At 66.7% G+C, this 13,225-nt stretch carries 13 protein-coding genes; 9 read left to right on the top strand and 4 right to left on the bottom strand.

What is annotated here, in order from left to right:
* The first annotated feature begins 92 nt into the window (after positions 1-92).
* The 7 genes from ACJH6I_RS10700 (at position 93) to ACJH6I_RS10670 (ending at position 7,315) form a co-directional block, all read left to right on the top strand.
* The gene (locus ACJH6I_RS10700; RefSeq protein WP_406774451.1) at positions 93-887 is read left to right on the top strand and encodes an SMP-30/gluconolactonase/LRE family protein; all 795 of its coding nucleotides are present in this window, start codon (positions 93-95) and stop codon (positions 885-887) included.
* A 47-nt stretch (positions 888-934) separates the two neighbouring features.
* Positions 935-2,317 (top strand): amino acid permease, encoded by a 1,383-nt coding sequence (locus ACJH6I_RS10695; RefSeq protein WP_406774450.1) that lies wholly within the window; start codon positions 935-937, stop codon positions 2,315-2,317.
* A gap of 52 nt (positions 2,318-2,369) precedes the next feature.
* Entirely contained in the window at positions 2,370-3,830 is a 1,461-nt protein-coding gene (locus tag ACJH6I_RS10690) for a serine hydrolase domain-containing protein (RefSeq protein WP_406784109.1), read from the top strand.
* A 15-nt stretch (positions 3,831-3,845) separates the two neighbouring features.
* Entirely contained in the window at positions 3,846-4,475 is a 630-nt protein-coding gene (locus tag ACJH6I_RS10685) for a DUF1345 domain-containing protein (protein ID WP_406774449.1), read from the top strand.
* A 57-nt stretch (positions 4,476-4,532) separates the two neighbouring features.
* Positions 4,533-5,624: a type III PLP-dependent enzyme gene (locus ACJH6I_RS10680; RefSeq protein ID WP_318985785.1), complete on the top strand. Its 1,092-nt coding sequence runs from the start codon at positions 4,533-4,535 to the stop codon at positions 5,622-5,624.
* Positions 5,605-6,807, top strand: a complete 1,203-nt coding sequence (gene speD, locus ACJH6I_RS10675) for an adenosylmethionine decarboxylase (RefSeq protein ID WP_318985786.1) — start codon at positions 5,605-5,607, stop codon at positions 6,805-6,807. The genes ACJH6I_RS10680 and speD overlap by 20 nt, the downstream gene beginning before the upstream one ends.
* Before the next feature lie 70 nt (positions 6,808-6,877).
* On the top strand, positions 6,878-7,315 hold the full coding sequence (locus tag ACJH6I_RS10670; protein WP_318985787.1) for a M15 family metallopeptidase: 438 nt from the start codon (positions 6,878-6,880) through the stop codon (positions 7,313-7,315).
* On the opposite strand, the gene ACJH6I_RS10665 is transcribed toward ACJH6I_RS10670, so the two are convergent.
* Together ACJH6I_RS10665 and ACJH6I_RS10660 are read right to left on the bottom strand one after the other, a co-directional pair.
* Positions 7,316-8,074 carry an isocitrate lyase/phosphoenolpyruvate mutase family protein gene (locus ACJH6I_RS10665; RefSeq protein WP_318985788.1) on the bottom strand — a complete coding sequence of 253 codons (759 nt, stop codon included), beginning with the start codon at positions 8,072-8,074 and terminating at the stop codon, positions 7,316-7,318.
* Positions 8,075-8,108: 34 nt separating this feature from the next.
* Positions 8,109-9,641: a serine/threonine-protein kinase gene (locus tag ACJH6I_RS10660; RefSeq protein ID WP_212807719.1), complete on the bottom strand. Its 1,533-nt coding sequence runs from the start codon at positions 9,639-9,641 to the stop codon at positions 8,109-8,111.
* Positions 9,642-9,720: 79 nt separating this feature from the next.
* Between ACJH6I_RS10660 and ACJH6I_RS10655 the strand changes: the two genes are divergently transcribed.
* Both ACJH6I_RS10655 and ACJH6I_RS10650 read left to right on the top strand, forming a co-directional pair.
* Complete coding sequence (locus ACJH6I_RS10655; RefSeq protein WP_212807720.1) at positions 9,721-10,518, top strand: peptidoglycan recognition family protein; 798 nt, start codon at positions 9,721-9,723, stop codon at positions 10,516-10,518.
* A 68-nt stretch (positions 10,519-10,586) separates the two neighbouring features.
* Positions 10,587-11,285, top strand: coding sequence for a winged helix-turn-helix domain-containing protein (locus tag ACJH6I_RS10650; protein WP_318985789.1), 699 nt, complete (start codon positions 10,587-10,589; stop codon positions 11,283-11,285).
* On the opposite strand, the gene ACJH6I_RS10645 is transcribed toward ACJH6I_RS10650, so the two are convergent.
* Both ACJH6I_RS10645 and ACJH6I_RS10640 read right to left on the bottom strand, forming a co-directional pair.
* Positions 11,271-11,987 (bottom strand): gamma-glutamyl-gamma-aminobutyrate hydrolase family protein, encoded by a 717-nt coding sequence (locus tag ACJH6I_RS10645; RefSeq protein ID WP_318985790.1) that lies wholly within the window; start codon positions 11,985-11,987, stop codon positions 11,271-11,273. The genes ACJH6I_RS10650 and ACJH6I_RS10645 overlap by 15 nt on opposite strands.
* Before the next feature lie 26 nt (positions 11,988-12,013).
* Positions 12,014-13,213 (bottom strand): acyl-CoA dehydrogenase family protein, encoded by a 1,200-nt coding sequence (locus ACJH6I_RS10640; protein WP_318985791.1) that lies wholly within the window; start codon positions 13,211-13,213, stop codon positions 12,014-12,016.
* Positions 13,214-13,225: the final 12 nt, after the last annotated feature.

Genomic DNA, 13,225 nt, shown 5'->3' with positions numbered 1-13,225 from the left:
ACCAGCACGGGATAGCCTCTACGCACTCATCGAGCGAAGGGAATGGTCCGACGACGACGTCAACAGCTGTTGAGCCGTTCATCGACGGGTTCGTGTACGGCGAAGGACCGCGATGGCGCAACGGCCACCTGTGGTTCAGCGACGGACCGGCCGGCCGGGTGTACTCGGTGGGCGAAACGGGTGACCTCTCCGTCGAGGCCGAGGTGCCGCGCGCCTCCGGCCTCGGCTGGCTTCCCGACGGAACGCTCGTGGTGTCCACGCTCTTCGAGGCCACGATCCACCACGTCGACGCCCACGGAAACACCACTTCGACGTTCGATGTCAGCGATCTGGCCTGGTCGACCAACGACCTCGTCGTCGTCCCCGACGGCCGCGCATACGTCGACCTGTACAAACAGACCCGCGATGCACTCGTCGGCGAGATCGGCCTGGTGGACCAGGCCGGTGGCGTCCGCATCGTCGCGACCGGGCTCGCCGTCCCCAACGGCCTCGGCTTTCTGCCCGACGGGACCCTCGTCGTCAGCGAGACGAACGGCTCACGCCTGCTTGCCTTTACAACCGCACCCGACGGCAGTCTCGGCTCCCCCACGGTGTTCGCCGACCTCGGCACCGGCCGCCACCCCGACGGCCTGTGCGTCGACAGCGAGGGCGGCGTGTGGGTCGGCTGTTACGACACCGGCGAGTTCCTGCGCGTCATCGCCGGCGGCACCGTGACGCATCGGATCCCGATCGACCACGGCTGGGCCGTCGCACCCGCCCTCGGTGGCGCCGATGGGCGCACGCTGTACCTGGTTGTCGACGACACCACGCATGACGGTCTGATGCGCGGCGAGTCGGCCGGGCGGGTGTTGCAGACCCGCGTCGACGTACCCGCCGCACCGACGTAGTCCCAGCCCCTCACCCGCACGCGATACACCGAATGGAAGGCAACCCGATGGCTCCGAGCACCCGTCCCGCTGATGGGCCCCGTGCCGAGACCACCGCCCCGGCTGACGCGCCGATGCACCGCGACCTGAAGAACCGCCATCTGCAGATGATCTCCCTCGGCTCCGCGATCGGGACGGGTCTGTTCCTCATCTCGGGCACATCCGTGCAGACCGCCGGGCCGATCGTTCTGCTCGGCTATGCGATCGCCGGCATCGTCCTCTACGGCGTGATGCGGATGCTCGGCGAGATGGCCGTCGCGCATCCGGTCGCGGGGTCGTGGTCGGCCTACGCCCGCGAATATCTCGGCAAACCAGCGGGTTTCATCGCCGGCTGGAACTGGTGGTACGTCTGTGTCGTCGTCTGCATGGTGGAGTTGACGGCAGCTTCGGAGTTCATGGCCTTCTGGTTCCCGGACATGCCCCGCTGGATCACCACCGCGGTGTGCCTGGTGCTCATCACCGCCGCCAACACCTTCAACGTAAAAGCGTTCGGCGAATTCGAGTTCTACTTCACGCTGATCAAGGTGACCGCCGTCATCGCCATGATCGTCATCGGCATCGCGATCATCTTCGGCGCCGGCGACTACAACGTGCACGGCCTGCAGAACCTCTGGGCGCATGGCGGTTTCGCCCCCAAGGGGCTCGGCGCCTTCATGATCTCGCTGGTCGCGATCACCTTTTCTTTCGGCGGCATCGAGTCGCTCGGCACCGCCGCCGGTGAGGTCGAGGAGCCCGCCCGCAACATCCCCCGCGCCATCAATCAGGTGCTGCTGCGAATCCTGGTCTTCTACGTGGGCGCCATCGGCGTCATGCTGATCATCTGGCCGTGGGACAAGGTGGGCACGGAGGGCAGCCCGTTCGTGTTGATGCTCGTCGGCCTCGGGATCGGCGGCGCCGCAACGCTGCTCAACATCGTCGTTCTGACCGCCGCACTGTCGGTGGCGAACGTGATGACCTACAGCAACGCGCGCGTCCTGTACGACCTCGCCGCCAGCGGCCAGGCGCCACGGTTCCTCGCTCACACCAACGCCCGCGGCGTCCCCGTCCGTGCACTGCTGCTCAACTCCGGGTTCGTCGCCGTGGCGGTGCTGCTGAATGTCGTGCTGCCCGGGAAGGCGCTCGTACTCCTGATTCCCGTCGTGGTCGGCGCCGAGCTGATCACGTGGAGCATCATCGCGCTGAGCCATCTGCGATTTCGGGCGCGCGAAGGCGCCGGTGTCTTCAAGACACCGCTGTCACCGCTCACCAATTACCTGTGCCTCGGGTACTTCGCGCTGATCTACATCCTGATGACGCAGGATCCAGCCTCCCGTGCCGGCGCCATCGCTCTGCCACTGTGGTTCTGCGGTCTGCTCATCGTCGGATCCCTGCTGAACAGAGTGAGGCGCTAACGTCGAAGCGGTGAGGGTGTCGGGGTCGCGCGTAGCACGGGTATGCGCGGTGATGCTCGCCCTCGCGGCGTGCGGACACCCGACGCCGCCGCCGGCCGTCACCTCGCCGCCGACTGCTCGGCCTCCGGCCACGACAACTGCGGCCGCCACGCCGGTCCCGAGCGTCGTCCCGGCCGGCCCGTTCGCCGCGGTATCTCGCCTGGTGAACGACGCGCTCGCGGCGCATCGGTTGCCCGGCGCGGTGATCGAGATCGGGCATGCCGGCAAGGTCGTGTTCCGGCAGGCCTACGGCGCCCGCAGACTCGGTGACGAACCCGCGCTGGACGGATCTGCGGCCCCGGCGGAACCGATGACCGACGACACCATATTCGACCTCGCGTCGCTGTCGAAGAGCATCGCGACGACTGTCGCCTTCCTGCAGCTGTACGAAAAGGGCCTGGTCGCGGTCGACGAGCCCATCCAGACGTACTTTCCGGAATTCAATCCGACCAACGACCCACGCCGCGCCCAGGTGACGGTGCGGATGATGCTGACGCACACGTCCGGTACGGGTGGCGACCTCAGCCATCAAGGCCCGTGGGGGCTGACAAACGCCGACAAGGCCGAAGGCATTCGTCGTGCGCTCACCGCGCCTCTGGAGTTCGGTCCCGGCGAGGGATTCCACTACTCCGACCTCAACTTCATCATCCTCGGCGCCCTGATCGAGAAGATCACCGGCGAGTCTCTGGACAACTATGTACAGGACAACGTCTTTGCGCCGATGGACCTTGCCGATACTCGGTATCTGCCCGCCACCAAGGCCTGCGGCCCGCACCAGATTCGAGGCACGGCAATCGTTTTCGAAGGCGTACCGGCTGGACCGTGCCCGCCCGGAACCTGGAGTACCGCCCTACTGGGGCGCGTGGCACCGACCTCCCACGATGACGACACTCCCGGCATCAACCCCGACTTCGACCACTTGATCCGCGGCACGGTGCACGACCCGACGGCAAGGCGCATGGGCGGCACCGGAGGGAGCGCAGGAGTGTTCTCGACGGTTTCGGACATCGGCCGCTACGCGCAGGCGCTGATCGACCGGCTCGCCGGACGTCCGAGCCCGTTCCCGCTGGGGCGGAGCACCGCGGAATTGATGGCGACGCCGCAACAACCGGGGCACAACGCCGGGCAGGTGCCCGCGGCGAATGCCGCCAGCCGAGCGGCCGTCGAAAACCGGCCCAACACAACAGATCCGCTGCTGGCGCCGGACTATCCGGCGATCCCGGGACAAGAACTCCGGAGCTTCGGCTGGGACATCGACACCGAACATTCCCGACCCCGCGGCATGGTCTTTCCCGTCGGCAGCTTCGGGCACACCGGCTTCACCGGCGTCAGCCTCTGGATCGACGCGGAGTCGGACACCTACGTCGCGGTGCTGGCCAACGTGATCCATCAACGCGGCGGCCCACCTATTGCGAGGCTCAGCGGTGAGATCGCCACGGAAGCCGCACGGGCGCTACGCCTCTACGGGAGCTGACGGAGAATGCATGGGGTGACCTCACTCTCCGGCGCGAACAGATTCTGGATCAGCTTGACGGCGGGCCTCGGCGTCGGCCTGGCCACCGGGCTGCTGTTGCAGCGTTGGCCCGTCGGACTGCTGGCGGTCGTCATCGTCACCGCGGCGAGCTACGTCTCATGGGCGCTCGTGGCGCTGTGGCGGATGGGCCCCGAGCAGACGAAGGAGCACGCGGGTGAAGCCGACGTCGACGACGAGATCGGCGATCTGGTCCTGTTCCTCATCCTCACGGCCAGCCTGACCTCCATCGGAATCCTGCTGCTGTCCGCGAACGACGCGGACAAGGCGTCGTACGCAGGCATGTCGCTGGCCGCGATCCTCGCGACGTGGGCGCTGCTCCACACCATGTACACGGCGCGCTATGCGCGCATCTACTACGACGACGAACCCGGCGGAATCGACTTCAACAGTCCCGATGTCGATCCGCAGTACAGCGACTTCTTCTACTTCTCGTTCAACCTCGGGATGACCTACCAGGTCTCCGACACCGACGTCACCAGCTCTCAGATCCGGGCCGAAGTACTCCGGCACTGCCTCTTCAGCTACATCTACGGCACCGTGATCATCGCGTGCACGATCAACCTCGTCATCAACCTCGTCGGCTGATTGCTTCGCTCGCCGATCAGCGCGCGACGGACGGATTGGTTCAGTACTCTGCCGCGTGTGCCCGGTAGGCCCTACCTGACGATCGACCTCGCAACGGTGCGCAGGAACGTTGCGGCGTTACGCGGCGCCCTGCCCGCGGCCGAAATCCGGTACGCGGTGAAAGCCAACCCGGCCGAGCCCATCCTGCGGCTCCTGGCAGGCCTCGACTGCGCCTTTGACGTCGCGTCCGTCGGTGAGGTCTCCCTGTGCGCGGCGGCGGGCATCGACGGCGCCCTGATGACGTTCGGCAACCCGCTCAAGAAGCCGGCCGAGATTGCGCACGCGTTTGCGCGGGGCGTCCGGCGGTTCACCTTCGACACCGCGGCCGGCCTGGCGGCGATCGCCGAGAACGCGCCGGGCTCGAGCGTCGAATGTCGCATTGCGCCGACGTTTCCGTCGTCGGTGACGCCGTTCGGGCACAAGTTCGGCTGCGCGCCCGCCGATGCGGCCGGGTTGTTGAGACAGGCTGCCCGGTCGGGACTCCGAGCGGACGGGGTGGCTTTCCACGTCGGCTCGCAGCAGCTCGATGCGGACGCGTGGGAGATCGGCATCCGATGCGCGCGTGACATTTTCGAGGCCGTACCCGGCCTGACGACACTCAACCTGGGCGGCGGCATCCCGATCTCGTACGACGCACCCGTACCCGGCGTCGCGATCGTGGGTGGCGCCATCGCCGACGCCCTCGGACGGCACTTCCCGGCGCTACCCCACGTCGTCATCGAACCCGGGCGCGCGGTGGTCGGTTCGGCCGGCACGCTCTCGTCCGAAGTCGTGTCGGTGCGGACCGGCACCGACGGCCGCCGCTGGGTGTACCTCGACATCGGGCGCTACGGCGGCCTGGCCGAGACCGAGAACGAATACATCCGGTACCGGCTGCGCACGAACCGCGACAGTGATCCCGTCGACAACGCCGTGGTCGCCGGCCCGACGTGCGACGGCGACGACGTGCTGTACCGGCGGTATCCGCTGCCGGTGACGCTACGCCCGGGTGACCTCGTCGAGATCGATGCGGCGGGCGCGTATACGACGAGCTACGCCTCGTCGTTCAATGGATTTGTCCCGCTGGCAACGCAATTCGTGGAGGTCACAGATGCAGTCACAACCGGGTAGCAGCTTTGCGGGCTGTCACGTGCTGGCCGAATTCACCGGCGTCGACCGCGACCTGGCCAACGATCGCGTGCGGCTGCGCCACCTGCTGCGCACCTCCGTCGAGCGGGCCGGAGCCACGGTGTGCGACATGGTGGACAAGCGCTTCGAGCCACACGGCGTGACGGTGTTGGCGTTGCTCGCCGAATCACACGCCTCGATCCACAGCTATCCCGAACGCGGCGCGATGTTCGTCGACGTCTTCACCTGCGGTGAATCGGCCGACGCCGAGGAGGCCGTCCGGTTGCTGCGACAGGCCGTGGGTGCGGCAGATGCCCACATCCACACGGTGTTTCGCGGAGCGGGACGGCAGATCGTCGAGCCGATGGCACCCGGCATCACCCGCACCTGGCAGCTCACCGATGTGCTGTGCGATGTCCACACCGAATTTCAGCATCTGGTGATCGGCCGGACGGAGCAGGGCATCTCACTGTTCAGCGACTCGGACCGGCAGAGCACCGAATTCAGCCAGCTCGTCTATCACGAGGCACTGATGGTGCCGGCGCTGCTGCTGGCCGAGACCGTCGACCGGGTGCTGATCATCGGTTCCGGCGAAGGTGTGGCCAGCCAGATGGCTGTCGCCGCCGGGGCCACGCACGTCGACCACGTCGACATCGACCGCGAGGCCGTCCGGCTCTGCGCCGAACACCTGCCCTACGGCTACACGCCCGATGAATTGGCAAGGGCCGAAGCCGGACTCGGCCCCGTCACAGTGCACTACACCGATGGATACGAGTTTGTGGCAGATTACTCCGGACCCAGGTATGACGTCGTCGTCATAGATCTCCCCGACGAACGCGCTGAGGCCGCCCAGCACAACCGCCTCTACGGCGCCGAGTACATGAAGCTGTGTGGTGACATCGGCACCGTCGTCACCGGCCAGGCCGGCTGCCCCACGCTATGGCGCAACGAGACGCTGCTCCGGTCATGGGAGCGTTTCGGCGAAACCTTCGGCACCGTGGTCTATTTCGGCAGTGACGAACACGAGTGGGCGTTCCTGTCCGGTACCACCGGCGTCGTGGAGGATCCGCTCGCCACGATGACGGCTCGGCTGGAGGCGCTGCCATATCGATGTCAGACGATCGACGCCGCGGCGTTGGCGGCAGCGACGACGCCGCCGATGTCCCTGCGGGAGAAGAGTCGGTAGCCGACGCCGAGTAGGGTCGGTGCCCATGCGACTCGTCGGTACCGCCTTGGCCTTGGCAGGTGCGCTCACAATGCTCGGACCGATGGCTACCGCGTCCGCCGATGCGGCGAGCCCGTTCGACGTCTCCAACCCCACCGTCGGGCACCTTGACCCGGCGTTGTTGGCCGCCATCCAGCAGGCGGCGACCGCAGCCGCGGCCGAGGGCATCCCCATGACGGTCACCTCCGGCTGGCGCACTCCCGAGTTCCAGCAACAACTGCTCGACGACGCGATCCAGACCTACGGCAGTTACAACGCGGCGCGGCAATACGTTCAGACGTCACAGCAGTCCAAGCATGTCAGCGGTCAGGCGGTCGACATCGGCGGCCAGAGCGCCGACAGGTGGCTGATCGCCAACGGTGCACGCTTCGGTCTGTGCCAGATCTACGCCAACGAACTCTGGCACTTCGAGCTCGCCACCGATGCCCAGGGGGCATGCCCGCCGTTGCTGCCCAACGCCGCCAGTTGATCAGCTGAGCGAGAGCGCCTGCGCGTCGTCATAGGACATCGCGGCGGGAGTCGGCGCGCCCGTAGCGTATGCCGTCGCCGCCGCGGCAGCTTGCGTGATGGCGACGCGGAACGGCAGTGACCCGGTGCTCACGCGACGGACGCCGAGTTCGCCGAGCCGGCGGAACGGCAACTGGGCGAGCAGGTTGAGTGGAATATCTCCGAGCTCGGCGACGAGCTGCTCGATCACGCGCTCGTCGCGCAGGCCGGGTACGAAGACGCCGTCCGCGCCGGCGTCGACGTACGCCGATGCGCGTCGGGTGGTGTCAGCCGTGGGCAGATGCAGCCAATAGGTGTCGACGCGGGCGTTGACGAACACGTCCGGCGCGGCAGCCTTGAACGCCGCGATCAGCGCGCACTGCTCGTCGAGCGCCGCGAGGTGATCGCCGCGGCCGTCCTCGATGTTGACCCCGGCGATACCGATGGCGTGCAGCTCCGCGGCCAGAGCTGCCGGGTCCATCCCGAAACCCGCCTCGATGTCGACCGTCACCGGAACCGGCAGCCGAGCCAATGTCCGTGCCAGAGCGAGAGTTTCCGCCCCGGTGGCGCCGGCGGCATCAGGCAGTCCGTATGAGGCGGCGACGCCGAGACTCGTCGTCCTCACCGCGCGAAATCCCGCGCGGACAAACGCTGCGGCGGAGGCGAAGTCCCAGGCGTTGGGTAGGAGGAGCGGTTCATCGCCGCGGTGCAGGTTCACGAACTGTGCGGCGGGCTCGTCCATGCATCCATGGTGCCAGCCATGGCGCGATGTCCATTCAGCACGGGATGATGTATGCCGGATCTGTGGTCATGTCCAGCCACTTCCCGTATGCGATTCCGCCTACAGCTCGCACCCGGGAACACACCTCGCCCTGTGTGGTTCCACCGAATGCGTACACCGCATATATCGGATTCCCAGCGTCAGTTGCCTGCCGAAGAGACGGGCACGACATGTCTGTTCGCAGATAGCCCGCGCCTGGATTTGCATCGAGAAGTCGTTGCACGCCTTGTTCGTATTCACCCGGCGTCGTCACCGATCCAAGAATCACAATTCCCTGACCGTTGCACCTAGGAGCCGTCATCGGGGTACCCAAACCGAGATCGCCAGCTGGCACCGATGACGACCTCGGCCGTGGCGGTGCGCCACCAACGGGTGGCTGGACGGGGCGCGTCACTGTAACTGCAGGAGCAGTCATGGTGACCGTCTCAGCACCCGTTTCGTTGGCGGGGGCCGCTTCGGCAGCCGGAGGTGTCGATGCTGACGGCGAGGTAGATGAGGACGTGCCCCCCAACCGAGCACCAACGAAGGCAACTAGCCCAACCGCAGCAAGGAGCGCTACGGCGCCCGCAAATAACACCGGCCGACGACTCGGGCGTTGATGCGGTGACGCGGCCCGACGTTGTTGCCCGCCGGGCGATGAACCGGATACCGGTGTTGCAAGTTGGGTTGCAGAAGTCGGGCCGGCTGTGCCTACGCTTGAGTGAGCCAACGCCATCGCGAATTCGCTGCAGCTACCAAACCGCTGGGCCGGGTCCTTCGACATCGCCTTGGCCAGGACTCTCTCCATTTCGGCCAACTCCGGGCGTGTCGTTGTCAAAGATGGTGGGGCAGCAGACAGATGACTGCCAATGACGACAGCCGGGTTGGAATGCACGAATGGCGGCGCACCGGTCAACAAATGGAACGCCGTGCAGGCCAATGCATATTGATCGGAACGGCCGTCCACTGCGCCACCGGTAAGCTGCTCAGGGGCCGCATAGTCCACCGAGCCAACTGTCATATTGGTGGCCGTGAGACCGCCGGTGTCATGGACACCTCGAGCAATACCGAAGTCGGCCAACAAGATTCTGCGATCCGACGAACGTGGGTCGGCCATCAGGATGTTCGATGGCTTTACGTCACGATGCAAGAGGTACCGCTCGTGGGCATAGTCGAGCGCACCGGCGATCGCAGACACGATGTCGCCCACATCCTTCGGCGGCATCCCATGCGGATAGCGGTCTCGGAGCAACTTCGCCGCGTCGGTACCGTCGACGTAATCCATCGCAATCCACAGCTGGCCGTCCTGCTCACCTCGGTCGTGGACAGCAACGATGTGCGAGTGCCAAAGGGACGCGGCGATATCGGCTTCGCGGGCAAAGCGCTGACGGTATTCACCATCAGCACTGACCGCGGTAGGAAGCACTTTCAACGCTTCGAGCCGTGGCAACCGCGGGTGCTGGGCAAGGTACACCTCCCCCATCCCACCCGACCCCAACAGGCGAATGACCCTGTAGCCAGCGAATACTTCCCCCTCAGCGACCGGCATTCCGGCATCCTATCGAGCGTGTCCCCGGCCATCCGCAAAATCGACGTAGGCAGCATCCGGCGCACGTATGGTGTCCGACATGGACCTGCCGCCAGCCAACGCGATCGGAGGCGCCGTAACCCGCAGACAGGCGCTTCGATTGATCGGCGGCGCAGGACTCGCCGCCTCAGTCGAGGCGTGTAGCAACACCCCCAAAGCGGTCATCGGCACAACGGCACCGTCAAGCCCAACGACGCAAGAACTACAGCGCGCTTCAGTTTCGACGGTCCCACCCGTACCCAAGCCGAACCCCGCGACATTGCTATGTCGCAATGCGTGGGGAGCTCGACCCCCGCGACCCGGCGGGCAGCGGCATACGGTGAACCGACTGACGCTTCACCACAGCGGCGTCATACTCGGAGACAACAAGCGAGCACCTTCGCGCCTGCGTCAGCACCAGCGCTACCACCAAGATAGCCACGGTTGGATCGACATCGCCTACCACGTCAGTGTCGACCGCAACGGACACATCTACGAGCTGCGGGCCCCGCAGCTCTCGGGCGACACAGCGACCGACTATGAAACCGCCGGCCACTTCCTGGTCGTCTGCGAGGGCGACTTCGACAAGGAACTTCTCACTGAGGCCCAGATCCACAGCACTGCAGTGGCGTTCGCATGGGCCGCACAAACCTTCGGCGTTGCGCCCAGCACGCTGGCGGGCCACCGCGACATCGCATCGAGTGCCTGCCCCGGCGCGAACCTCTATGAACGCGTCAGCTCAGGTGAACTCCTACACCGCATCGAGGCGCTACTTGCCGGTGGCGGTGTCACCCTAGAACAACTGTGTGGGCCAGCGGCCGTCGAGATCGTTGACGCGATCGAGTCTGGTCAAGGCTGACGATGCCAACATCGTGGCCGCCGAACCGTTCGGTGGCCACCGAATTGTCACCGTCGCACACTGGGTCTATGACAGCCGAATGCCTCGCCGCCGTTGCGTCCGCGATGGCCGACAGTACGCGCGCCCGCATGCTTATCGCGCTCATGGACGGGCGGGCCTGGACGGCAAAGGAATTGGCTGCACACGCCGGTGTCGCAGCCTCGACCGCCACCGAGCACCTCAACCGATTGGTGACGGTGGGGCTGGTCAGCGAACGCCGGCAAGGGCGCCATCGCTACGTCGAGCTGGTGGACGCCGGCGTCGCCGAGGTGCTCGAGTCACTCGCGGTGCTGGGAGAGCAGCCGTCCACACCGCCACGCGGCATGCGCGAAGCGGTGATCAACAGTGCCCTCGCACGCGGGCGCACCTGCTACGACCATTTCGCCGGGAGGCTGGGGGTGACCATCACCGAGGCGTTGCTCCGACCGGGATTGCTCGACGAGTCGTTGACCCTCACCACCGATGGACGCCAGTGGCTGACGGATGCGCTGGGCTCGCCGTTCGAACCGGGGCGCCGGGCCGCGACGCGCGCGTGCCTCGACTGGACCGAGCGACGCAGACACCTGGCGGGCGCGGCGGGCGCGCACATCGCGACCGCGATGTTCACCCAGGGCTGGGTACGGCGCATCGGCAGCAGCCGGGCAGTCGTCGTGACACCGTCGGGTAGCGCGGGCCTTGAGCGACTGCTCGGAATTGCGGCGGCGACGCAGTTTTCAGCGGCGGGCTAGGCGTTCGTCGATTTCGATGGCCTGGGCGAGCGCGGCAAACGGTGCGCGCTGAACCGACTCCGACGTGCCCGGCGCCTCCGGATGCCATTGCACCGCAAGCACCCAACCGTCGACGGCCTCGAACGCCTCGATCAGGCCGTCGGCCGCGTGGCCGGTGGCCACCAACCCGTCCCCCAGTGACGCGATGCCCTGGTGGTGGGCCGAACCGACGATGATCTGGTCGGACTCGTGGGCAGCACGAACTCGGCTACCTGCTGCCAGGGCAACCGGATGCCAGCCGAACAACTCGCCGGCCGTCGTACTCCGATGCGGGACTTCGCCTGGTACCAGGTCGATGTGGAGGTCCCCGCCGCGAAGCACATTCAGCACCTGCGCGCCCCGGCAGATGCCGAGCACCGGCAACCCAGCTTCCGCTGCTCGTGCCGCCAGCGTGAAGTCGAGTTCGTCCTGTTCGTCATTGACGTCGTACACCGCCGCGGTTGCGACCTGCCCGAAGCGCTGCGGGTTGATGTCTCCGCCGCCGGGCAGCACGAGACCACCGACGTCGGACAGCGCCACGAACGGATCGTCGACGACCAGCGGTGTCAGGCCGGCCGCTTCGACCAGTTGGACGATCCGGTCGAAGAGTTCATTCGCCGCGATGACGCGCGGGTCGTCACCGACCGAGAACCGGCGCGGTACGACGACAACGGGTGCGGCCACTATCGGGTCTGTCCTCTCATCGCGGGTCAGAAGTATCCGGAGTTGGGCGGCAGCGCGCCGTTGACAACGAAATCCCCCGTCGCCCAGGCTTTGTACGCCAGCGGGTTGTGGCTGGCGATGGTTCGCGCGTTACGCCAGTGTCGGTCGAGATTCAGTGTACGAGCTGTGGCCGATGCGCCACCGGTGTCGAACAGTCGCTGCGCGGCATCGAGGGTTAGACGTTCCGCGACGAGTTGGGCCTTCGCCACCTCGATTGCGGCAGCACCGATGGCCTGTTGGTCGTCGATCTGGCCGGAGTCCACCACCCGATCCAGTGCCGCCGCGGCGCCGAGCGTGACCGCGGTGGCGGTCGACGTCCAGGCGGCGATCTCCCCGACCGCCTGCAGGATGAACGGGTCCTGGGTGGCCGAAGGGGTCAGCCCGTGGGCGGCGGGACGTGCCTTGTTCTGGACGAACCAAACGGCGTCGCGCAAGGCGCCCTTGGCAATTCCCACTGCCACCGCCGTGAGGTACAGCTGCAGGAACGTCTGGCTGTGCGCGAGCCGGTGATCCGCAGGCACCAGCGACACCTCATCCTCGTGGACCAACACCGACTCGAAAGTCGTTGCACCGCTGGCGGTCAGCCGCTGCCCGAAGCCGTCCCAGTCGTCGAACAACGTCACGCCTTGGCGATCGGCCGGAATGATCACGTGCACTTCGCGGCCGTCCTCGCGTTCGGCCGACACCGCGATCAGGTCGGCGTAGAGGGTGCCGGTCGAGTAGAACTTCTTGCCGTCCAACCGGTATCGGCCGTCACCCGTGGCACGCAACGTGGTGCCGATGGCCGCGGGAGATGCGCCCACGGCTTCGGTGATCGCGTTGCCGACGATCTTTCCGCTGAGCACATCGGGGAACCAGCGGGCCCGCAGGGCGTCGTCGCCGCGGTTACCCAGGAGCCGCTCGACGAGTCCGAAATGGGCGCGCAGCGCCTGGGCCACGTTGGAGCTGGCCTGCGCGATATCGATGACGGTCTCGATGACATCGACGATGGAACCGCCTGGGCCACCGTACTCCTGGGGGATCCGGAGTGCGAGGACGCCGGTGTCGGCGATCGCGCGGATCGCCTCATGGTGCAAGGTTCGGGTCAGCTCATGCTGGGCGTCGTCCGCGCCCAGCCTCTCGACGACCGGCGCCAGCGACGCCCGCCGGTCCGCGACCGACCCTGCGGCCAATGCCGTGATGGTCATGGGATTTCCTTC

The sequence above is a fragment of the Mycobacterium sp. SMC-13 genome (assembly GCF_045311035.1).
GTDB lineage: Bacteria > Actinomycetota > Actinomycetes > Mycobacteriales > Mycobacteriaceae > Mycobacterium.
This window is presented reverse-complemented; position numbering and strand designations above follow the sequence as displayed.